We start from the raw sequence: 20,499 nt of genomic DNA on the forward strand, positions 1-20,499 counted from the left end.
TTTTGTTGGATATGATCATCGATAAGAATAGCGAAACCTGCCCTGCCAACCCCAGGAAGCAGACAGGATCGCTACCGGTTCAGCCTTGCTGCTTGCGGCTGTTCAGCACATCGAGAAGGATAAGGGCGCCGGTTTCGCCAGGAGGCACTTCGGTGTGCAAACGCTCCTGCACCAGAGCATAGCCGTCCAGCATCGCCCGCCGTTCGGTGGTGTCGGACGAGAGCCGTTCGGCCCAGCGCAACATCGACCCTGCCCGTACCACCTCGTTGAAATATTCCGGCACCACGACATAGTCGGCAATCAGGTTCGGAAGCGCACCTGTCCAGGTTTTCACCCGTTTGCTCAGCATCGTGAAAATCCAGTCGGTTTTGTAGACCGATATGGTTGGTACGCCGACGAGCGCGAGTTCGAGAATAACGGTGCCGGAGGCGGCAATCGCCGCATCGGCGCGCGCAAATGCATTCCACTTGAAGGCGGGATCGATGCCGATTTCAGGCCTGATATCCTGCGGCCATGTTGCCGCCAGTTCGCGGATGCGGTTTTCCTGGCGCGGCACTGTCGGCAGCAGAAACTTCGTCGGGCCGTTGCGCTCGACATATGCTTTTGCCGCTTCTTGAAACGGCTCCATCAACCGGGTCGTTTCGGTGGAACGTGACCCCGGCAGGAGCAGAATGGTTTTCGGTTCGCCGTTGGCAGGCAGGGGCCGCTCAGCCCGCCTCTGCCGCACGGAGAGCACGTCTTGATCGACGCTGAGGCGATGGCCGACAAAGGTTGTCGGCGGGCCGCCGAGACGCCGCATCGCCTCCGGCTCGAATGGAAGCAAGGCCAGAACGTGATCGACATAGGACAACATCGCGGTGGCGCGATATTCCTTCCACGCCCAGACGCTGGGGCAGACATAATTGACGACCGGCAGATGCGGCAATTGTTTGCGGACTTTTCTCGCAACACGATGGGTGAAATCCGGGCTGTCGATGATCAGCAGAATATCCGGCTTGGCGACAATGATTGCCTGCGCAGTCTGGTTGATCCGCGAAATCAGCTTCGGCAGCTTCTTCAGAACCTGCGTGAAGCCCATGATGGAGAGTTCGGAATAATCGAACAGCGAAACCAGCCCCTGCGCCTCCAGAGCCTCACCGCCGACGCCCATCAACTCGACAGAACCCGAGTAATGGCCTTTCAGGGACCGGATGAGATCGGCACCCAGAAGATCGCCGGATACCTCGCCGGCTATAACCGCCACCTTCAACGTTGCCGTCATCCCACCATGTCTCCGCCCATCATGTCTTCACCGAGTGACGTATCGATACCGCAGACGAATATGCCGGCCTGATCTGCCGCCTTCAACATCTCATCGCGATCAAGTACCAGCGCGCGCCCGGCTTCAACGGCGATCCCCGCCAGCCCGGCCTTATGCGCGTTCTCCACCGTTTCCACGCCGATGGTCGGCAAGTCAGCGCGGATATCCTGCTGCGGCTTGCAGAGCTTCACCAGAACACCCTTGCGACGGGTCGAGATGCGGCCCTCAGCGCGTAATGCCGCGACACGCGCCAGCATCGCGTCTGTGCCCTCGACGCCCTCCAGTGCAACGATACGGCCGCCAACGGCGACTGCACCCTGCCCGACATCAAGCGTGCCGAGTGCCAGTGCGGCCTGCGCGGCCTTGCGTATGTCGCGCAGATCGTCTTCAGCAGGTTTATGCGCACCGAAAGGGCCGGTCGTAGCAAGCAGACCGGGTGCGATCTCGTGGGCGCCAATGACTTTTGCCCCAAGCGTGCCGATGACCTTGATGACCATCTGCAAAACGGCGTCATCGCCGCTCGACAGCAAGGTGCGGACGATGGATGGCAGTTTCAGCAATATGCCGATCGTGGGGCGGATTTCCCGCCATTCAGGGCGTCGCGCCACGGCGCCGGAAAGCACGACGCGGTCCACCTGGTTTTCGCGTAGCAGCCGACCAAGCCCGGCGACATCGCCGACGCTAATCACCGCATTGTCGAAACCGCTCCAGTCAAACTGGGAATCATCACGCAGCTGTACAATGAAGGGGTTCTCCCCCATCTCGCGCGCAGCCGCCGCGACATGCAGCGGCAGCTGGCCGCTGCCGGCCACGATGGCGAGACGCCCGCCGCCTGTCACGGCTCACTTGCCCCGGTTTGGCGAGGAAAGCGCGCGGTCGCTATCCGCACCGATGAAATCGAGGATTTCGATGACCTGGGGGCAATCGAGATATTCTGCGCGGTCAATCGCAGCCGCATTGCTGCGGATGGCGCCTTCGCCTTCGAAGATCTGCTTGAAGACGCGCCTTACCTTGTGAATATCCGCGCGGTCGATACCGGAACGCGTCATGCCAACGACATTCAGCCCGCCGAGAATGCCGGGATTACCGTTCAGCATGCCATAGGGAATGACGTCATAATTGACTGCCGACAGCCCGCCGATAAAGGCCTGACGACCGATTCGGGTGAACTGGTGCACGGCACAGCCGCCACCCAGGATAGCGCGGTCCTCGATGGTGACATGTCCCGCCAGCATCACATTGTTCGACAGGATGATATGGCTGCCGAGGCGACAATCATGCGCCACATGCGAATTGGCGAGGAACAGGTTGTCATCGCCGACAATCGTCTTGCCGCTGCCATCGGAGCTGCCCGCATTCATCGTTACGCCTTCGCGCATGATGCAGCGGGCACCGATCTCTAGCGTCGTTTCCGAGCCATCGTGGCGAATTGCCTGCGGTGTACCGCCAATAACGGCCATTGGATGGATGACCGAACCACGGCCAATGACGGTGAGACCGGAGACGACGGCATGATTGTGCAGCGTGACCTCGTCTTGCAGCGTGACTTTCGCGCCGACGTAGCTCAGGGCACCGATGACGACATTTTCACCAATAACCGCGCCGTCTTCGACAACGGCGGTCGGGTGAATTTTTGCCGAAGCCGCGATAGTGCTCATTGCTGGTCCTCGGGGATCATCATCGCGCCGACGTCAGCTTCCGCCACCAGCGCGCCTTCGACCTTGGCCTCGCAATGAAATTTGAAGACATTGCCCCGCTGGCGCTGCTTGACCACGTGAATTTCCAGACGATCGCCGGGAACGACGGGTCTGCGGAAGCGCGCGTTGTCGATTGTCATGAAATAGACGAGATAACCGCCTTCACCCTGGCTGCGGGCGCAGATCGCACCTGCCGTCTGGGCCATGGCCTCGACGATCAAAACGCCCGGCATGATCGGGCGATCCGGGAAATGACCGGTGAAATGCGGTTCGTTGACCGTTACGTTCTTGATGCCAATCGCCGAATTATTACCATCGATCTCGATGATCTTGTCGATGAGCAAGAACGGGTAACGATGCGGCAAAAGCTTCATGACTTCCAGAATGTCAGCCGCGCCGAGCGTCGTCTTGGTTTCTTCAGTCATCGTTTTTTTCTCCTGTTTTTTTATCACGCCCTTCAGCGCGCGCCAGAATATCGGCCATGTCGCGCAGGAAATACTTCATCGGACGCGCTGGCGTCCCACCATAACGGGCGCCGGCCGGAACGTCGGCTACAACACCGCTCATCGCCGCAATCTGCACGCCGTCACCAATAGTGATATGGCCGTTGATACCCGCCGCGCCGCCGATCATCACACCATCGCCGATGCGGGTGCTGCCCGCAATGCCGACCTTGCTGACGATGCCGCAATGGCGGCCGATGCGGACGTTGTGGCCGATCTGAACCTGATTGTCGATCTTGGTACCTTCGCCGATGACCGTGTCGTCCATCGTGCCACGGTCGATCGTCGTATTAGCGCCGATCTCAACATTATCCTGAATGATAACCCGGCCGATCTGCACGATCTTCAGCATGCCGCGCGGACCGGGCGCATAACCGAACCCGTCCTGACCGATGCGCGCTCCGTTGTGAATAATCACATTGTTGCCGATGAGAGCGGCAAGAATGCTCGCGCCGCCGGCAATCGTGCAATCACGCCCCACCTGAACATCCGCGCCGATGATGACACCAGGCCCGATCCGCGTACCGGCGCCGATATGGACACCAGCGCCAATCACGGCGAGCGGCTCGACAATCACGCCAGCTTCCAGCTTTGCAGACGGATCGACATGCGCGGTATGGGAAACTTCAGCTTCCATCACCACAATCGTACCGGGACGCATCGCGGCGGGATGCAACAAGGCACCTACCTGCGCAAAAAGCGTGTGCGGGTTTTTCGATATCAGCGCCGGGATGTGAGACGGCAGCATATCCGCAAGTGCGGCGTCACAAATGACGGCGCCAGCCTCACAGGTCGGCAACTCATCGCGGTTCTTGCGAGAAAGAATATAGCAGAGCTGGTCGGGTTTTGCCCGGTAGACCGGCGCAACGGACCTGATGATCCGTTCTCCCGCCGCCTCATCAGACAGTTCCGCCCCAAAACGGTCTGCGATGTCTTTCAATCGCAGTCCCTCGTGGGGCGGAAAAAACGCGTTGTATTCCATTAGCCGGACACTCCAGAACGTTCAAAGTTGCAGTTCTGGACTGCCGATATCAGAAAGTGTTGGACATGCCAAACCGGAAACGCTGTTCCTCGTCGTAGTCTTCCTTGGCGATCGGAACCGCATAGTCGACGCGGATCGGGCCGAAGGGCGATGCCCACATCACGCCGATACCGGCGGATGCGCGGATGGAGTTGTCATCCTTCACGCCTGCGCTGTTGGCAACCTTGTTGCCGTACAGCGTACCGGCATCGACGAAACCGGCGAGACGGAGGCCGAAATCTTCCGGAACACCTGGCATCGGAGCCGTGACTTCAGCAGAAGCCGCGAAGTAGGTCGTGCCGCCGATGGAGTCGGAACCGATACGCGGGCCAATACCATCATTCTTGAAGCCGCGAACCTGACGACCACCGAACTTGAACTGATCGAACACCAGCAGATTGTCGCCCGTCGGAACAACGTGACCCGCCTGACCGGTGAGCGAGCCGATAACATCATACTCGTCCGAAAGCGTGTAGTAGAAGCGCGCCTTGGCGTAGATCTTGTAATATTCGGAATCGCCGCCGAGGCCTGCAAATTCGTTCGTCAAGGCAGCCTGCCAGCCTTCGCGCGGCATGTTGCGGTCGTCGAGCGTATTGTAGTTCAGCGTGTTGGAGATGATGGACTGTGTCCAGTCACCGCCACGGATCAGAGCCTTATAGGGCTCGGCAAGATTGCTGCCGGTTTCCCAATCGCCCTCACCGTCGTAGTTGAGCTGCTTATAGGTGTACTTGAACGTCGTCGAGAGGTTCTCGGTGATCGGCGCCGTCACGCGCAGTGCGAAGCCCTGCTCGTCGTAATCGTAATAGTCTTCGCTGCGGCTCTGGCTCTTGAACAGGTCGAAACCTGCGGCCAGACGGTAACCAAGGAAATACGGCTCGGTGAAGGACAGCGTGTAGCTGCGTGCATCGTCTTCACCCGCACCGGCGGCGAGACGAATGTACTGGCCACGACCGAGGAAGTTCTTCTCTTCGATCGATGCTTCAAGCAGCACACCGTCGTTCTGCGAGTAACCCGCACCGATACCGAACGAACCTGTCGACTGATCTTCCACGTCGACAACGATGACGACGCGATCAGGCGCGCTGCCGCCGGCAGTCGAGACATTGACCTTCGAGAAATAACCGAGCGCTTCAAGACGGCGCTTGGCAGCCGTGATGACCGTCTGGTTGAAAGCATCGCCTTCGGAAATATCGAACTCGCGGCGAATGACGTAGTCACGCGTACGCGTGTTGCCACGGATTTCGATACGCTCGACATAGGCGCGCTCGCCCTGATCGACGATGTAGGTCACACCGATGGTGTTACCGGACATATCGCGGTCGCCGCGCGGCGTTACACGGGCGAAAGGATACCCCTCACCGGCAACGCGCTTGGAAATCGCTTCCATGCTCTGCTGGACTTCCTTGGCGCTGTAGCTAGCGCCTTGGCGGGTTTCCACGAGACCCTGAAGCTCGGAGCCGTCAATACCCGGAACAGTCGATTCGACTGCGACGTTGCCGAAGTCGTACTTCTTGCCTTCGTCGACCGTGATGGAGATGGTGTATTCGTTCTTGGACTCATCAAGCACCGCGTCGGACGACACGACCCGGAAGTCGGCATAACCACGGTTGTAGTAGAACTGGCGCAGCGCCTCTTCGTCGGCGCGCAGCTTGTCCTCGTTATAGACGTCCTTGCGCGTCAGGAACGACAGCATGTTGGACTTCTTGGTATTGATGACAGCGGCCAGACGACCGTCGCTATAGGAATTGTTGCCGACAAAATCGATGCGGCCGATCTTCGTGCGCTCGCCTTCGTTAATGACGAAAGCGATGTTCACACGGCCCTGACCAACGGAAACGGTCTGGGTGGTGATTTCGACGTCGCTGCGGCCGATCGCGGAATAGGCTTCCTTGATGCGCGCGATATCGGCAGTAACGATTGCCTGATTGAAGGGGCCGAGCGGCTGGGTCTGCACGACGCCAGCGAGCTTGTCGTCCTTGATCTTGCGGTTGCCGTTGAAAACCACCTGATTGACGAGCTGGTTTTCGTTGACCGTTACAACCAGCGTGCTGCCGGAAACGCGCATGGAGACATTCGAGAAGTAACCGGTGGCGTAAAGACGCTTCACCGATTCATCGATGTCCGAATTGGAAAAGTTCTTACCCGGCGCAATGGTGATGTTGGAGCGTACGGAGTCCGCACCGGATCTCTCAGCGCCGCGAACATCAATCTTGCTGATGACGGCTGCATTCGCAGCACCAGCAGAGGCAAGCACGCCGAGGCCCGCAACCGAAGAAACACCAGCAGACAGCGCAACCGCCGACACCGCGTTCAAAAATCTTGAACCAGCCTTCATTTCAATTCTTACCTTTTTACGTTGTCCCTCAGCGGGCGGAACCCGACTCCGGCCATGTGCGTCGTTTTACCTGCTTTTCCCCTACAAGCAAGTCAGAACGTTAAATTCTGTTTACTTCGTGATCCAGAGTGGCGCATTCGCCACTTCGGGATAAAAACAGGGTAAACAATCGACTAACAAAACCGTTAAAACACTATCCTCAGCCAATCAAGCTGCTGATATCATTCCATGTTGCAAAAACCATAAGACCCAAAATCATTGCCATGCCGATACGGAACGCAACCTCCTGCGCACCGGCACCAAGCGGTCTGCCGCGGATGGCCTCGATTGCATAAAACACCAGATGTCCGCCGTCCAGAACCGGCACAGGCATCAGGTTCAAAAGACCGATCGATACGGAAAGAACCGCTGCAAGCTGGATGACGGCCGAAATACCGAGCGTCGCCATCTGGCCCGAAGCCTGTGCTACGCGGACGGGACCGCCCAGTTGATCGGCGTTCATGCGCCCGGTCACGAGGTTACCGATGTAGTTGAAAGTACCGGTGATGACGTGGCCCGTTTCACGCACGCCCTCAAGCAGCGCCTCAGACGGCGAATACTCGATGTGGCGGAAATTGCCGCTGTTCTGGTCGGTGACAATGCCGATAATGCCCATTTCCAGCTTGTTGCCGAACTGGTCCGTGGTTTCGGTGCGGGTCGGAACCATCGGCAGCTTCAGCTCCTCGCCTGCCCTTTCGACGGTCACAGTGATCGGCGTACCCGGACGGATGCCGACATAACGGCGTACGTCCTCGAACGTCTTGACCTTTTCACCGTCGATCGCAACGAGGCGGTCACCGGGGTGCACGCCGGCGGCCGCAGCCGCGCTGTTTTCACGCACTTCCGCCACGACCGGATCGGCGATCATACGGCCATAGACACCGAACAGGACCGCGAAGATGAGAATGGCGAGAATGAAATTGGCAATAGGTCCGGCGGCAACCGTCGCCGCCCTTTTCCACAGCTTAGCGCCGGAAAGCGTCTGCGCCCTCTCCTCAAGCGACATATGCGACAGGCCGGAACTATCCGGCTTGCTGGACGCATCCTCGTCGCCGAAGAATTTTACATAGCCGCCGAGCGGTATGGCGGAAATCTTCCAGCGCGTGCCGTGCCTGTCGGTAAAGCCGATCAGCTCCGGGCCGAAACCGATGGAAAAGGCCGTGGAGCGAATGCCGCTCCAGCGGCCGACAAGGTAGTGGCCCATTTCATGGACGAAAACGAGCAGGGAAAGTACGAGGACGAAGGGCACGATATAGCCGGTCAGAAAACCGGTCGCCGCCATTATTGTGTTCATGACAATCTGCCCTTTATTTCATGACCTTGCGCGCCGATTAAAAGCCCGGCAACAGGCCGCCGCCCGATCCGGGCACGTCGCCGGTTGCCGCCGCATGCACGAAAGCAATGAGGAATACCGTAAAGCAGGCGAAAACAAGACCGTCAACCCGGTCCATGAAGCCGCCATGGCCGGGAATGAGATGGCTCGAATCCTTGACCTGAAAACGCCGTTTCACGAAGGATTCGAAGAGATCGCCTATCTGGCTGAACACCGAAAGAATGAGAGCGAGTCCAAGCAGCAGCAGGCTGATCCTGCCGTGATAGGCAAGAGACACCGCGCCGCCGCCGATCAATGCGGCCACCGCTCCGCCGATTGCGCCTGACCAAGTCTTGCCCGGTGAGATCGACGGCGCAAGCTTTGGCCCGCCGATGGCGCGCCCGACGAAGTAAGCGAGAATATCCGTCGACCAGACGACAGCGAAAATGAACAGGATGGCGACGAAACCGGTCAGCTCATCGCCGCGAATGGCGGCCAGCGATATGCCGCTCAGACCCGCATAAACGATGCCGCCCACCAGCCACCAGTTTCTGCCACGCAAGACGGGAAAAAGTGCCGCCGTTAGCGTGAAGCCAGAGAGCAGGGGCAGGTCGAGCGAAGGTTCGCCGAAAATCGTGTTGCCGGCGATGACGGCGACCGCAAACCAGCCCCAGGCATTGCCGGTGGAATTGGTTTCCGACATGCGGGTGATTGTCGCCCATTCATAATAGATGAGGATCGCCAGCAGACCGGCCACGACGCGGAACAGAATGCCGCCATACCAGGTCGCAGCCAAAATGACCGCCGCCATGACGATTGCGGATATGATCCGCAGTCTGAGTTCACGGCTCATCAGGCGCCTGCCACGGCAACCTGCTCGGCCAGAGCGCCAAAACGGCGATCACGCGTTGCATATTGCTCGATTGCGGAAAAAAACCGCTGCCGGTCGAAGTCGGGCCAATATTCGGGAACGAACAGGAACTCGGAATAGGCAGCCTGCCAGAGCAGGAAGTTCGACAGCCGTTCCTCGCCGCTGGTGCGGATGATCAGATCAGGATCCGGTATGCCTGATGTATCGAGTCTGGCCGAAATAATCTCCGGCGTGATCGATTCTGCATCCAGCCGGCCTTCGGCGACATCGCGGGCAATAGCCATTGTCGCGCGGGCAATCTCGTCGCGGCTGCCGTAATTGAAGGCAATCACCAGCGTCAGCCTGGTGTTGTCAGCCGTCATGTGTTCCGCTTCTTCGAGAAGACTGCGGATATCGTTTTTCAGCCCCTGCCTATCGCCGATGATGCGCACACGCACGTTTTCGCGGTGCAGTTCCGCAAGGTCGCGCCTAATGAAAGCCTTTAAGAGCCCCATCAGGTCGCTGACCTCGGATTCGGGCCTGCGCCAGTTTTCCGACGAGAACGCGAAAAGTGTGAGATAGCGGACACCGCAGTCGCCGGCCGCACGCACCGTTTCGCGCACAGCCTCGACCCCGCGGCGATGCCCCATCACGCGCGGAAGACCGCGCTGTTTTGCCCATCGCCCATTTCCATCCATGATGATGGCGACGTGCTCGGGTATTGAGGAACGTGTCGTCGTCGGCATATCGATCCAGTAACAGGCAGCGCGGAATTAAAACGAATAAAATACAGGTCTATCGCAAGCGATACTAGACCTGCATGATTTCCTTTTCCTTCTCGCCAAGCAAGCGCTCAATTTCCGAAATCGTGTCGTCGGTGATTTTCTGCACTTTTTCCGACTGTCCACGGCTTTCGTCCTGACCGATATCACCGTCTTTTTCGGCTTTTTTCAGACCATCCATGCCATCGCGACGCACGTGACGAATCGCCACCTTGGACTTCTCGGCGTAGTCATGAGCTACCTTGACGAGCGATTTGCGGCGCTCCTCGTTGAGTTCGGGCAGCGGGATACGCAGGTTCTGACCATCAACGATCGGGTTGAGGCCGAGATTGGATTCGCGGATGGCACGGTCGACGGCGTTCACCATCGACTTGTCCCAGATGTTGACGCCGAGCATACGCGGCTCCGGAACCGTGATGTTTGCGACCTGGTTTAGCGGAACGCGCGAGCCATAGGCCTCGATGGTCACCGGATCGAGAATGTTGGCCGAAGCGCGGCCGGTGCGCAGCGATGCGATATCGCTTTTGAATGCATTGATGGCACCATCCATGCGGCGCTTGATATCGTTGAGGTCAATACCACTCATCTTGATACTCCATCTCTATCGGCCGTGGCGGCCGGAATACGCCACAGGGGCGACATCGTTTTTTGATTATTTGTCGTGCACGATGGTCTTGCGGCCGCCGCCGGTCAATATCTGCGCGAAACCGCCCTTCTCGTGGATCGAGAAAACAATGATCGGGATGTGATTCTCGCGGGCAAGCGCGACAGCTGCAATATCCATGACCGCCAGTCCCTTGCCGAGCACTTCGCTGTGGGTCAGCTCGTCGAAACGGGTGGCTGTCGGGTCCTTTTTCGGATCGGCGGAATAGATGCCGTCCACCTGGGTGCCCTTGAAGATTGCTTCCGCGCCCATTTCCGCGGCGCGCAGCGCTGCAGCGGAATCGGTTGTGAAGAAGGGGTTGCCCGTGCCGCCGGCAAAAATCACCACACGGCCCTGCGCCAGATGGTGGAGCGCTGCACGCTGCGAGAAGCTCTCACAGATTTCCGGCATCGCGATTGCGGACAGAACGACGGTGTCAATGCTGAGCTTGCGCAGGGAGGTTGCGAGCGCCAGCGCGTTGATGACGGTGGCCAGCATGCCCATATGGTCGCCGGTAACGCGATCACCGCCCTTGGACGCCACGGCAACGCCGCGGAAAATATTGCCACCGCCGACGACAACGCCGACTTCAACGCCCATCGCCCTCGCCTCGGCAATATCGGAGGCGATACGGTCTGCAACCGCCACATCGATACCGAAACCCTGATCGCCCATAAGGGCTTCACCGGAAGCCTTGAGAAGAACACGTTTGTAGATCGGCTTGGAAGACATCATGACTCCTCGGAAATGTAACCGAAACGCGGATACACGAAGGGCACCGCGTTGTCACGCGATGCCCTCCCGTTTTCCCAAGATTGGGTAAATATAATCAGCCCTTGGCGACTGCAGCGACTTCTGCTGCGAAATCGCTTTCTTCCTTTTCGACGCCTTCGCCGAGCAGCAGGCGAACCATGCCCGTCACTTCGATGGCAGCACCGGCTTCCTTTTCAGCTTCCTTGACGGCAGCGCCGACAGTGATGTCGGGGTTGATGACAAAAGCCTGCGACAGAAGAGCGACTTCTTCGAAGAACTTGCGCATACGGCCATCAACCATCTTTTCGATGATGGCTTCCGGCTTGCCGGATTCACGGGCCTGCTCGATGAAGACGTTGCGTTCGCGCTCGGCCACGGCTGCGTCAACTTCCTCGGCGCGGATGGCGAGCGGGTTGGTTGCAGCGATGTGCATGGCGACCTGGCGGCCGATGGAGCTCAGAACGGCCTTGTCGCCGACCGACTTCAGGGCAACGAGAACACCGAGCTTGCCGATGCCTTCGCCGGCAGCATTGTGGATGTAGGTCGCGACAACGCCGTGCTCGACTTCGAGTGCTGCCGAACGGCGCAGCGTCATGTTCTCGCCGATGGTGGCGATCGCGTCCTTGATGCTGTCGGAAACGGACTTGCCGGTTGCCGGATAGGTGGCGGCGCTGACGGCTTCAACGGTGCCGTCGGTGGAGAGCGCTACCTGGGCAATGCCGCGAATGAGATCCTGGAACGCGTCGTTGCGGGCAACGAAGTCGGTTTCGGAGTTGAGTTCGACAACAACAGCCTTGTGACCCATGGTGGCGACGCCGATCAGACCTTCGGCAGCCGTACGGCCAGACTTCTTGTCGGCCTTTGCGATGCCCTTGGCGCGCAGCCAGTCGATCGCCGCTTCCATGTCGCCATTGGTTTCAGCAAGAGCCTTCTTGCAGTCCATCATGCCTGCGCCGGATTTCTCGCGCAGTTCCTTCACCATTGCGGCTGTGATTTCGGTCATTGTTTGCCTCTTATCGGTTCGATCGGTCAGCCGGCTGAATTCGCCGTGCCGAAGTTCTGGGTGATGAGTGTACCCGGCCGCACACCCTTTGAAACCGGGACGATTTCAGGAAAGGGGCATGCGCATTCCCAAGTGCTGCGGCGTCTCCATACATCGAAACGATGGGTGCCGCTCAAGTGTGACAGCGTTATGAAGGCTGCCACCGGATTTCATCCGCATCAAAACGCCAGAGACTTCACCGAAGCCCCGACGGAGCGGTTTGAAACGAACAAGGCCGTCAACCCATTTAAGGTCTTTGACGGCCTTGTCATATCCTGGTCGAGGAGACGGCGACACGAAATCGCCGCCAGACAGGGCCTATATCAGGCGCCAGCCTCGTCTTCGAGCGCGGGCTCGATCGGAGCTTCTTCCGAAGCGCCGATGTCGCGGCCGGACGAACCCTGCTGACGCAGGATGCCGTCGATGGCGGCGCGGGCGATCAGGTCGCAATAGAGCGAGATGGCGCGCGATGCGTCGTCGTTACCCGGGATCGGGTAGTCGATGTGATCCGGATCGCAGTTGGAGTCGATGATCGCAACGACCGGAATGCCAAGACGCTTGGCTTCTTCGATCGCGATCTTTTCCTTGTTGGTGTCGATGATGAACATCAGGTCCGGAACGCCGCCCATATCGCGGATACCGCCGAGAGCCTTTTCAAGCTTTTCGCGTTCGCGTTCGAGGGTCAGACGCTCTTTCTTGGAATAGCCGGTGCCTTCCGAGTTCAGAATCTCGTCAACCTTGCGCAGACGCTGGATCGAGTTGGAGATCGTCTTCCAGTTGGTCATCATGCCGCCGAGCCAGCGGGAGTTGACGTAATACTGGGCCGAACGCTTTGCGCTGTCGGCGATGATTTCAGACGCCTGACGCTTGGTGCCGACGAACAGAACGCGGCCGCCACGAGCAACGGTGTCGGACACGACCTGAAGGGCGCGCGACAGCATCGGAACGGTCTGAGCCAGGTCGATGATGTGGATGTTGTTACGGTCGCCGAAGATGTACGGCTTCATCTTCGGGTTCCAGCGATGTGTCTGGTGACCAAAGTGAACACCAGCTTCCAGAAGCTGACGCATAGAAAAATCGGGCAATGCCATGCCTAGTTACTCCTTTTCCGGTTTAACCCCCGCGAAGCGAACAGCGCCGATTTTCATCGACACCACCGGGCGGAACGGACCGGATTTCTCCCGGAACATCCCAAGCTTCGCGTGTGGAATGGTGAGGCGCATACAGTCGCCTCAGATAAAAAGCAAGCATTTCTGCGAAAAAACCACGCAAACGGTCCGTCTTTTAGCGAACCGGCTTGTTTTCGCAGGTTTCCGGCTTGAGGATATCAAGCTTCGCGAGCTTGCCGGTCAGAACGAAATCGCCGTAATCCATCGTCAGATCGCGGGTGATTCCGTTATCGTAAAGCTTGAACGACATGCGGTAGATCGGCAGGGCGTCGGTGCCGGTCTTGTCGTTGTAATAAGCGATCGTCACCGGCCAGAACGCGGCTTTGCCGAATTCGCCCGCCTTGCCGGCCTCGGCATCGCCGTCCTTCGGCATCTGCGCCTTGCCGACCAGCGTCGAAGTGATCAGGCTTTCATCGCCGTCATCCGAGCCGTCGAAAATACGGGATTCGAAGATGCGCTTTCCCTGCTTGGCGTTTTCAATGACCTGAAACATGTGCTCTGTCGGAAATTCGCTGGCGACGAGATCGATCTGACGGGGGTCCGGGCGGGTCAGATCAACCTTCACACCCTCTTTGTTGTCGATTGCAGCGCCCTGCACTTCCTTGTCCAGCTTGTCGTCGGTGTAGGACTTGGTCTCGAAGGTGAACTTCCGGGCCGCCAGGTCCTCGAAGGTCGTCGTCTGCTGGTCGGTCATGCGGACCGCGTCGCCGGTGTTGATCTGTGTCACGAAACGGAAATCCGTCTTGTAACCCTGACACGCAGAGCCGGTGAATTCATAGACCATGCGGCCCGTCATGCCCTCGATACCGGAACGATCCGTCGCGTCCTTGAGTTCGAGATCGTAGACGGCGCGATGGGCGATGAGGTCCGGAACCGTGACGGGCAAGGCATTGGCACCGTTCGACAGGCCGGTCATGAGCCCTGTGGCGGCAACGAAACCAAGCGTCCTGACAAACATTCAATATCTCCTGTTGGACTCGCTGCTCATATTGTACAAGCAACCGCCCGGCTTTTGGATCAACATCTTCTGAATGCCGGATTCTTGAAGGATTTACAACAAAACCGGAGACGAAAATGTCTGATGTCATCGAAGGCCGCCTCAAGGAACTGGGCTTTACTCTTCCCGTAGCGGCAGCACCTGCCGCAAACTACGTTCTGTTCACCATCAGCGGCAATCTTCTTTATGTATCGGGTCAACTGCCGATGGAATCAGGCAAGATTGCGGTGACGGGCCTTGTTGGCCGCGATGTTGACGTTGCAACCGCCCAGCGCGCCGCCGAATTATGCGCCGTCAACATTCTCGCACAGGTCAAGGCTGCCTTGAACGGCGACCTCTCGAAAATCCGTCGTATCCTCAAGCTGAACGGCTTCGTTGCCTCGGTTCCGGAGTTCGTTGAACAGCATCTCGTCATTAACGGCGCCTCCAATCTCCTCGCCAACGTTCTGGGTGATGCCGGCAAGCACGCCCGCGCCGCCGTCGGCATGGCCTGCCTGCCCTTCAATGCCGCCGTCGAGATCGACGCTATCGTGGAAATCGACGTATGACACTTAAACTTTCCTGGCTTATCGCCCAGCCCGTCGCCCATCGCGGTTATCATGACCTGAACAAGGCGGTCTGGGAAAACACGCTATCCGCATTTTCGCGCGCCATCGACGCTGGTTTTGCCATCGAATGCGACGTGCAGCTGGCCGCCGATAGCGTGCCGGTGATTTTTCACGACGACGACATGGCCCGGCTGACGGGTATCAAGGGCGACGTGCGCGAACATACCGCCAGTGAATTGTCTCTGCTTTCGGTCGGTCAGACCAAGGACCGCATACCGACGCTGAAACAGCTTCTGACGTTATGCGCCGGCAAGGTGCCGCTGGTGATCGAACTGAAAGGACGTCAGGGCGAAGGCGTCGATGACGGGTTTGCCGAAGCGGTGCTGGAAGATCTCGAGGGCTACAAGGGCCAGGTTGCTCTGATGAGCTTCGACCATCACCTCCTCAGAGACCTGAAGGCTGCAGGCTCGCCCTGGCCGCTCGGCCTTACCGCCGAAGGCGCCAAGCCGGAAGACTTCTTCAAACACGACGAGGCGATGCAGATCGGTGTTGATTTCATCTCCTATCATTGGGGTCATTTGCCCAACAGTTTCATCGAGGCGCAAAGAAAACTTGGGCTTCCCGTGATTACCTGGACTGTCAGGGATGAAAATGCGCGCGAGACTACCTATAAATATGCGGACCAGATGACATTCGAAGGTTTCGACCCGAGAGAGAACCCCTCCGCCACGGCATGACAGAAGACTATTCCATACGCGTTGCGCAATCCCTGAGGGATATCGATCCGGACAGCTGGAAACGGCTTTCCGGAACATCACGCAATGTGTCAGGAAAACCGTACAATCCTTTCATTTCCCACGCATTTCTATCCTCGATGGAAGATTCCTTATCGGCCACTGCCAAGACCGGATGGCTTGGGCACCATCTGCTTCTCGAAAACGCGTCGGGCGAACTCGTCGGAGCCGTTCCGGCCTATCTGAAGAACCACAGCAAGGGCGAATATGTCTTCGACCATGGCTGGGCGGATGCCTTTGAGCGAGCCGGCGGCCATTATTATCCGAAGCTGCAATGTTCGGTGCCGTTTACGCCGGCGAGCGGGCCGCGGCTGCTGGTATCCGAAACCGAAGACGAGACGCGCTTCAAACCGCTTCTTGCGTCCGGCCTTGTCCAGGTGACGGAAAAGATCGGCGTTTCTTCCGCGCATGTCACGTTTCTGGAAGACGCCGACCTATCCGCGCTTCTGCCCCGGGACTTCCTGCACAGGACCGATCAGCAGTTCCACTTCATCAATGACGGCTATCGCGACCACAACGATTTTCTTGATGCCCTTTCATCGCGCAAGCGCAAGGGGCTGAAAAAGGAACGTCGGGCAGCGCTGGAAAACGGCATCGAGATCGACTGGTTGACCGGAAGCGACCTGACAGAGGAGATCTGGGACCAGTTCTTCGCCTTCTACATGGATACCGGCAGCCGCAAATGGGGACGGCCCTATCTGACGCGGGAATTCTATTCGCTGATCGGCGAGCGCATGCCTGATGACGTTCTGCTGGTCATGGCCAGACGCGAGGGACGCTATATCGCCGGTGCAATCAATTTCATTGGCTCGGATGCGCTTTACGGCCGACACTGGGGATGTATCGAGGACCATCCCTTCCTGCATTTCGAGGTCTGTTACCATCAGGCGATCGATTTCGCGCTGTCGAAGGGTTTGAAGCGGGTGGAGGCGGGTGCGCAGGGTGAGCACAAGCTGGCGCGCGGTTATGTGCCGGTCACCACCCATTCAGCGCATTTCATCGTTCATCCGGGTCTGCGCCGCGCGATTGCCGATTATCTTCAGCGCGAGCGCGAAGAGGTCGAACATATTGGCGACTATCTGGAAGACCACACGCCCTTCCGCAAGGGTGAGCGACAGGAACACGAGCCGGATACATAAAGCGGTCGCGATCTTTCAGATTCGCTGCCTACGCTTTATGCCTTTGTTTTGTCGCATGTCGTTATCCGCAAAACCGCTACACGCTTTTAGGCGACATGTTTTAGTCCGTTACGAGGAGAGACCACCGATGACCGCCAGCGCCTATGATGACAACAATATCTTCGCGAAAATCCTGCGCGGCGAAATTCCGAGCCACAAGCTCTATGAAGACGAGCATACGCTGGCTTTCATGGATGTGATGCCGCAGGCACCCGGCCATCTTCTGGTCGTTCCGAAAACCGGCTCGCGCAATCTGCTCGATGCCGACCCGCAAGTACTGGCAAAGACCATTGCCGTGGTGCAGAAACTGGCAGTCGCGGCAAAGGAAGCCTTCGACGCTGATGGCGTCTTTGTCGCCCAGTTCAACGAACCGGCGGCTGGCCAGACCGTGTTCCACCTGCATTTCCACGTCATTCCGCGCAAGGAAGGCGAACCGCTGAAGCCGCATTCCGGCGCAATGGCCGATGGCGAAGTGCTGAAGGCCCATGCGGAAAAGATAAAGGCAGCGCTTGCCTCGTGATGTTTGCCAAGACGCCTACGCGTTTGGCAGAATGGCGGCATCCGCACACCGTCACCCCGGAGCTTATCCGGGGTGCGGCGCGATCCAGTCCTTGATCGCGCAATATTCCTCTCGGCGCAGACGCGCCTTGGCTGATTGCCGGATCTAGTCCGGCATGACGATCGTGGTGTTTATCAACATTCCACGGGTCGGTAGGCATTCCTCTCCGGCCAGGGCCAGCCTTCAAGCACCGCCATATCCGGCCGGAATATCTCTACCTTCAGGGGATAGCACGGAACCGCGTCGCTCGAATGGCTGGCACCACAATCGCCGCCGGGGCAAGCGGAGAGCGCGCCGATGAGATCAATTTCCGCGAAGAGTTCCAGATAGTCGCCCGGCCGCACCGGGCTTGCCTTCATGAAATACTGATGCGTATCGCGGGTGAAACCCGTGCACATAAAGACGTTCAGAACATCGTGTACATGCGGTTCCGCCTCGCCGAATGATAGGCCTTTGGCCGCGGCGAGCGCATTGGTGAGGTTCGAATGGCAGCAATGGTGATAGTCGCCGCCGCTCAACAACTTGTTGGTGTAGGGATCGCACCGGGTGCCGATCACATCATGCACGCCACCGCCATCTTCATCCCAGCCATACCATGACAAAGTATCATGGGTGATGGTCGCCATCGGTCGCAGGGACGGCAGATTGCTCCACAGGCGGTTGCCTACGGAAACATGGGTCGCATGCAGGGCGCGGGTTTTGCCGCTGAAAAAGCGCTCCGTAAGATCATGGGCATTCCAGAGGTTCAAATCCCCCACCTGTGGGCCTTCGGTGCTGACGATGCGGAAAAAGTGTCCCTTCGGAACATTGAAAGTGCCGCCCTCGCGCGGTGGCACGATGACTTCGTCTATCTTCACCATGGCTTTTTTAGCCTGTTCAAGACGCGCAAGGTCCGGTGTCTGAAGTGTGCCGTTCGGATAAACGACGACGGGACGGACGGCGCGGCGCGCGGCGGCATCAATGGGTTCGGCGGCGGACACGGGGGTCATGAAATCCTCGGATGGATGAAAATGTGACGCGAAATTGCGGCATGAATGGCGTGATGACAAGACGGGTTTTTCTTGCGCTCAGACCAAGTCTGACTTAGCCTCGCAGCATCATGAAACTGCCACCGCTCGCCACCCTCCGCGCGTTTGAAGCTGCGGCCAGAAGGACAAGTTTTTCCCTGGCCGCGCAGGAACTCGGCATGACGGCGACGGCTGTAAGCCAGCATGTGCGCAATCTGGAAACATGGCTCGGCGCGCCGCTTTTCGAGCGCCATGCGAGAGGCGTAAGACTGACGCCGGCGGGTCAGGAATTCGGCATGACGGTTTCGTCCGGCTTGGGGCAGATCGCTTCCGGTGCGGAACGGATCAGCCGGGGCCGCGACGGCATCACCGTTCGTCTGGCCAGCCTGCCTTCGGTGGTGGCGCATTTCCTGACACCCCGCCTGCCCCGTTTCCGCGCGCTCTATCCAGACATACAGGTGTCAATCAGCTATTCCGGCAGGAATGAGACCACGCAGCCCGATCTCAGCATCACCCACGGCCCACGCCCTGCACAAAAAGCCGTGGCGCTTTTCAGTGCCGAGACGCGCCCGACATGCACACCCGCTTACGCCACGAAATCCGGCCCCTTCGATGATGTCGCAAGCCTGCTGCGGGCCGAATTGCTGCATGACGCCACCGAGACGGCATGGCGGGACTGGCTGGCGACTGCTGGCCTATCCCTGTTCCAGGGCACTGGCCCAATCTTTGCCGACTTCAATCTTCTCGTGACCGCTCTCAAGGCGGGACACGGCATCGGCCTTTGCCCGACAGCGCTTCTTCGCGACGAAATCGCCGACGGTCAATTGACCGTGCTTTTCGATCGGGCGGCCGATGCGGACAAATATTACTGGTTGATTGAAGCAGAAGAGATGACCGCGTCAGCCCGGCTCCTATCTGATTGGCTGGTTGCTGAGGCCCGCGAGAGCGGAAACCGGAGCAATTACTCTGCTGCGATGACTTGAGTCGAAGCGCGAGCCTTCTCTCCGTTTCTTTCCCTTACCGAAAGCCACTTGAGCAGCCAGGCTGAAGCTGCACAGACGATTGCAAACGCGACGAGACCGCCGAAAATATCAGACAGATGATGACCGCCTTGAACGAGAACAGCGGGCAACATCAAGATATTGATCGGCAAGATCACCGCCATCACCAACCAGTGACGTGGAACGAACCAGACGGACATCGCCGCCATTAAGATATGAAACGAAGGGAAACCGATTAGCCCCAGCACGTTTTTGGGCGAAAGGTGAACAACCCCTTCCGTTATCAGGCGGTTCAACTCCTGCCCGTACGCATTATCAACAGCCAAGGGGATGGTCTGAGAAACCCATTGCGGCAGTAGCACATAGGCGGATGGTCCAAATGACGGGAAAAATATCCAGAAGATTATACTTGCAAAAGCGCCCAGCACTCCCGTCACAAGGAAGTGGTGCAACATCCGCTCCTTGCCTGTAAAACCAAGCGTAATAACGATCACCAGAAGCTGCGGCAACGACGTCGCATAAACGAAAAACAGGATCGTTCCGATCCACGGATGTGTCGCCGCCCAAGTGACGATGCCCATCCAACTATAACCGAAGGCTGCATCCACACGGAAAAGCACATGATCGATTGCTGGGAACGCGACAGGCAGGAACATGTAGTTAAAGACGGACGCGACAAGCGTAAAAAGAATGAACAGTCCGCCTGCGATTAGCGCGGCAGCTATGCGAAGATCACGCCCGCTTTTGCGATAGAACTGACCGAGAATAAAAACGCCGGCGCCCATCGATCCGCATAATAAATATCCGGCGTAGTCAACCGCGATGCCTTTGACAGCGATCAGTACCGTATCGATAACGAATAAGATGGTGATAAAGCCAAGTACAAAACGCTCTGCCGCAAATAGTCGCATGGAATAGCCGCCCCGGTTCCAATCGACGGGACAGTAGGGTATTTAGCTTAATATTCAT

The 20,499-nt window shown here is 58.3% G+C and carries 22 protein-coding genes; 5 read left to right on the forward strand and 17 right to left on the reverse strand.

The window, feature by feature from the left end; genetic code table 11:
* Positions 1-79: 79 nt before the first annotated feature.
* The 15 genes from lpxB to FB593_RS02760 all read right to left on the reverse strand — a co-directional run bounded on the left by lpxB (position 80) and on the right by FB593_RS02760 (position 14,404).
* A complete protein-coding gene (gene lpxB, locus FB593_RS02695) occupies positions 80-1,261 on the reverse strand; it encodes a lipid-A-disaccharide synthase (protein ID WP_113473218.1) in 1,182 nt (393 codons plus the stop codon).
* A complete protein-coding gene (locus FB593_RS02700; protein ID WP_003512855.1) occupies positions 1,258-2,139 on the reverse strand; it encodes an LpxI family protein in 882 nt (293 codons plus the stop codon). The genes lpxB and FB593_RS02700 overlap by 4 nt, the downstream gene beginning before the upstream one ends.
* Positions 2,140-2,142: 3 nt before the next feature.
* On the reverse strand, positions 2,143-2,958 hold the full coding sequence (gene lpxA, locus FB593_RS02705; RefSeq protein ID WP_013636021.1) for an acyl-ACP--UDP-N-acetylglucosamine O-acyltransferase: 816 nt from the start codon (positions 2,956-2,958) through the stop codon (positions 2,143-2,145).
* The gene (gene fabZ / locus FB593_RS02710) at positions 2,955-3,422 is read right to left on the reverse strand and encodes a 3-hydroxyacyl-ACP dehydratase FabZ (RefSeq protein ID WP_013636020.1); all 468 of its coding nucleotides are present in this window, start codon (positions 3,420-3,422) and stop codon (positions 2,955-2,957) included. The genes lpxA and fabZ overlap by 4 nt, the downstream gene beginning before the upstream one ends.
* The gene (gene lpxD / locus FB593_RS02715) at positions 3,415-4,482 is read right to left on the reverse strand and encodes a UDP-3-O-(3-hydroxymyristoyl)glucosamine N-acyltransferase (protein ID WP_145166307.1); all 1,068 of its coding nucleotides are present in this window, start codon (positions 4,480-4,482) and stop codon (positions 3,415-3,417) included. The genes fabZ and lpxD overlap by 8 nt, the downstream gene beginning before the upstream one ends.
* 49 nt (positions 4,483-4,531) lie before the next feature.
* Complete coding sequence (gene bamA, locus FB593_RS02720) at positions 4,532-6,856, reverse strand: outer membrane protein assembly factor BamA (protein WP_065704631.1); 2,325 nt, start codon at positions 6,854-6,856, stop codon at positions 4,532-4,534.
* A 199-nt stretch (positions 6,857-7,055) separates the two neighbouring features.
* Complete coding sequence (gene rseP / locus FB593_RS02725; protein ID WP_019565535.1) at positions 7,056-8,177, reverse strand: RIP metalloprotease RseP; 1,122 nt, start codon at positions 8,175-8,177, stop codon at positions 7,056-7,058.
* 49 nt (positions 8,178-8,226) lie between these two features.
* The gene (locus tag FB593_RS02730; RefSeq protein ID WP_065657951.1) at positions 8,227-9,060 is read right to left on the reverse strand and encodes a phosphatidate cytidylyltransferase; all 834 of its coding nucleotides are present in this window, start codon (positions 9,058-9,060) and stop codon (positions 8,227-8,229) included.
* Entirely contained in the window at positions 9,060-9,803 is a 744-nt protein-coding gene (locus FB593_RS02735; RefSeq protein WP_003512842.1) for an isoprenyl transferase, read from the reverse strand. Before FB593_RS02735 ends, FB593_RS02730 begins: the two co-directional genes overlap by 1 nt.
* Positions 9,804-9,867: 64 nt before the next feature.
* Positions 9,868-10,425, reverse strand: coding sequence for a ribosome recycling factor (gene frr / locus FB593_RS02740; RefSeq protein WP_003512840.1), 558 nt, complete (start codon positions 10,423-10,425; stop codon positions 9,868-9,870).
* 66 nt (positions 10,426-10,491) lie between these two features.
* On the reverse strand, positions 10,492-11,214 hold the full coding sequence (gene pyrH / locus FB593_RS02745; protein ID WP_003502561.1) for a UMP kinase: 723 nt from the start codon (positions 11,212-11,214) through the stop codon (positions 10,492-10,494).
* Positions 11,215-11,311: 97 nt separating this feature from the next.
* Entirely contained in the window at positions 11,312-12,238 is a 927-nt protein-coding gene (tsf, locus tag FB593_RS02750) for a translation elongation factor Ts (protein ID WP_003512838.1), read from the reverse strand.
* Between the two features lie 362 nt (positions 12,239-12,600).
* Entirely contained in the window at positions 12,601-13,368 is a 768-nt protein-coding gene (gene rpsB / locus FB593_RS02755; protein WP_003512836.1) for a 30S ribosomal protein S2, read from the reverse strand.
* A 6-nt stretch (positions 13,369-13,374) separates the two neighbouring features.
* Positions 13,375-13,500 (reverse strand): hypothetical protein, encoded by a 126-nt coding sequence (locus FB593_RS27785; protein ID WP_003512833.1) that lies wholly within the window; start codon positions 13,498-13,500, stop codon positions 13,375-13,377.
* A gap of 61 nt (positions 13,501-13,561) precedes the next feature.
* The gene (locus tag FB593_RS02760; protein ID WP_019565533.1) at positions 13,562-14,404 is read right to left on the reverse strand and encodes a cell envelope integrity EipB family protein; all 843 of its coding nucleotides are present in this window, start codon (positions 14,402-14,404) and stop codon (positions 13,562-13,564) included.
* Between the two features lie 116 nt (positions 14,405-14,520).
* Between FB593_RS02760 and FB593_RS02765 the strand changes: the two genes are divergently transcribed.
* The 4 genes from FB593_RS02765 (at position 14,521) to FB593_RS02780 (ending at position 17,483) form a co-directional block, all read left to right on the forward strand.
* Positions 14,521-14,991 (forward strand): RidA family protein, encoded by a 471-nt coding sequence (locus tag FB593_RS02765; RefSeq protein ID WP_145166308.1) that lies wholly within the window; start codon positions 14,521-14,523, stop codon positions 14,989-14,991.
* Entirely contained in the window at positions 14,988-15,728 is a 741-nt protein-coding gene (locus FB593_RS02770) for a glycerophosphodiester phosphodiesterase (RefSeq protein WP_112674431.1), read from the forward strand. Before FB593_RS02765 ends, FB593_RS02770 begins: the two co-directional genes overlap by 4 nt.
* A complete protein-coding gene (locus tag FB593_RS02775; protein WP_112674433.1) occupies positions 15,725-16,924 on the forward strand; it encodes a GNAT family N-acetyltransferase in 1,200 nt (399 codons plus the stop codon). Before FB593_RS02770 ends, FB593_RS02775 begins: the two co-directional genes overlap by 4 nt.
* A gap of 127 nt (positions 16,925-17,051) precedes the next feature.
* Positions 17,052-17,483 carry an HIT family protein gene (locus FB593_RS02780; RefSeq protein ID WP_111789258.1) on the forward strand — a complete coding sequence of 144 codons (432 nt, stop codon included), beginning with the start codon at positions 17,052-17,054 and terminating at the stop codon, positions 17,481-17,483.
* 173 nt (positions 17,484-17,656) lie between these two features.
* Here the strand turns inward: FB593_RS02780 and FB593_RS02785 are convergent, their stop codons facing one another.
* The gene (locus FB593_RS02785) at positions 17,657-18,511 is read right to left on the reverse strand and encodes an urea carboxylase-associated family protein (RefSeq protein ID WP_111789259.1); all 855 of its coding nucleotides are present in this window, start codon (positions 18,509-18,511) and stop codon (positions 17,657-17,659) included.
* A 110-nt stretch (positions 18,512-18,621) separates the two neighbouring features.
* Here FB593_RS02785 and FB593_RS02790 point away from each other — a divergent pair, with 110 nt between their 5' ends.
* On the forward strand, positions 18,622-19,512 hold the full coding sequence (locus FB593_RS02790) for a LysR family transcriptional regulator (protein WP_145166309.1): 891 nt from the start codon (positions 18,622-18,624) through the stop codon (positions 19,510-19,512).
* Here FB593_RS02790 and FB593_RS02795 read toward each other — a convergent pair.
* Positions 19,491-20,441, reverse strand: a complete 951-nt coding sequence (locus tag FB593_RS02795) for a phosphatase PAP2 family protein (protein WP_145166310.1) — start codon at positions 20,439-20,441, stop codon at positions 19,491-19,493. The two genes, FB593_RS02790 and FB593_RS02795, sit on opposite strands and share 22 nt — an antisense overlap.
* Positions 20,442-20,499 lie beyond the last annotated feature (58 nt).

Origin of the sequence: Rhizobium sp. SJZ105 (assembly GCF_007828365.1) — a bacterium.
Classification (GTDB): Bacteria; Pseudomonadota; Alphaproteobacteria; order Rhizobiales; family Rhizobiaceae; genus Agrobacterium; species Agrobacterium tumefaciens.

What these genes read in the sequence shown, in the direction of transcription:
- lpxB (WP_113473218.1), bottom strand. Translation starts at nt 1,261, where the DNA reads ATGACGGCAACGTTGAAGGTGGCGGTTATAGCCGGCGAGGTATCCGGC.
- lpxA (WP_013636021.1), bottom strand. Translation starts at nt 2,958, where the DNA reads ATGAGCACTATCGCGGCTTCGGCAAAAATTCACCCGACCGCCGTTGTC.
- fabZ (WP_013636020.1), bottom strand. Translation starts at nt 3,422, where the DNA reads ATGACTGAAGAAACCAAGACGACGCTCGGCGCGGCTGACATTCTGGAA.
- lpxD (WP_145166307.1), bottom strand. Translation starts at nt 4,482, where the DNA reads ATGGAATACAACGCGTTTTTTCCGCCCCACGAGGGACTGCGATTGAAA.
- bamA (WP_065704631.1), bottom strand. Translation starts at nt 6,856, where the DNA reads ATGAAGGCTGGTTCAAGATTTTTGAACGCGGTGTCGGCGGTTGCGCTG.
- rseP (WP_019565535.1), bottom strand. Translation starts at nt 8,177, where the DNA reads ATGGCGGCGACCGGTTTTCTGACCGGCTATATCGTGCCCTTCGTCCTC.
- FB593_RS02730 (WP_065657951.1), bottom strand. Translation starts at nt 9,060, where the DNA reads ATGAGCCGTGAACTCAGACTGCGGATCATATCCGCAATCGTCATGGCG.
- FB593_RS02735 (WP_003512842.1), bottom strand. Translation starts at nt 9,803, where the DNA reads ATGCCGACGACGACACGTTCCTCAATACCCGAGCACGTCGCCATCATC.
- frr (WP_003512840.1), bottom strand. Translation starts at nt 10,425, where the DNA reads ATGAGTGGTATTGACCTCAACGATATCAAGCGCCGCATGGATGGTGCC.
- pyrH (WP_003502561.1), bottom strand. Translation starts at nt 11,214, where the DNA reads ATGTCTTCCAAGCCGATCTACAAACGTGTTCTTCTCAAGGCTTCCGGT.
- tsf (WP_003512838.1), bottom strand. Translation starts at nt 12,238, where the DNA reads ATGACCGAAATCACAGCCGCAATGGTGAAGGAACTGCGCGAGAAATCC.
- rpsB (WP_003512836.1), bottom strand. Translation starts at nt 13,368, where the DNA reads ATGGCATTGCCCGATTTTTCTATGCGTCAGCTTCTGGAAGCTGGTGTT.
- FB593_RS27785 (WP_003512833.1), bottom strand. Translation starts at nt 13,500, where the DNA reads ATGCGCCTCACCATTCCACACGCGAAGCTTGGGATGTTCCGGGAGAAA.
- FB593_RS02760 (WP_019565533.1), bottom strand. Translation starts at nt 14,404, where the DNA reads ATGTTTGTCAGGACGCTTGGTTTCGTTGCCGCCACAGGGCTCATGACC.
- FB593_RS02765 (WP_145166308.1), top strand. Translation starts at nt 14,521, where the DNA reads ATGTCTGATGTCATCGAAGGCCGCCTCAAGGAACTGGGCTTTACTCTT.
- FB593_RS02770 (WP_112674431.1), top strand. Translation starts at nt 14,988, where the DNA reads ATGACACTTAAACTTTCCTGGCTTATCGCCCAGCCCGTCGCCCATCGC.
- FB593_RS02775 (WP_112674433.1), top strand. Translation starts at nt 15,725, where the DNA reads ATGACAGAAGACTATTCCATACGCGTTGCGCAATCCCTGAGGGATATC.
- FB593_RS02780 (WP_111789258.1), top strand. Translation starts at nt 17,052, where the DNA reads ATGACCGCCAGCGCCTATGATGACAACAATATCTTCGCGAAAATCCTG.
- FB593_RS02785 (WP_111789259.1), bottom strand. Translation starts at nt 18,511, where the DNA reads ATGACCCCCGTGTCCGCCGCCGAACCCATTGATGCCGCCGCGCGCCGC.
- FB593_RS02790 (WP_145166309.1), top strand. Translation starts at nt 18,622, where the DNA reads ATGAAACTGCCACCGCTCGCCACCCTCCGCGCGTTTGAAGCTGCGGCC.
- FB593_RS02795 (WP_145166310.1), bottom strand. Translation starts at nt 20,441, where the DNA reads ATGCGACTATTTGCGGCAGAGCGTTTTGTACTTGGCTTTATCACCATC.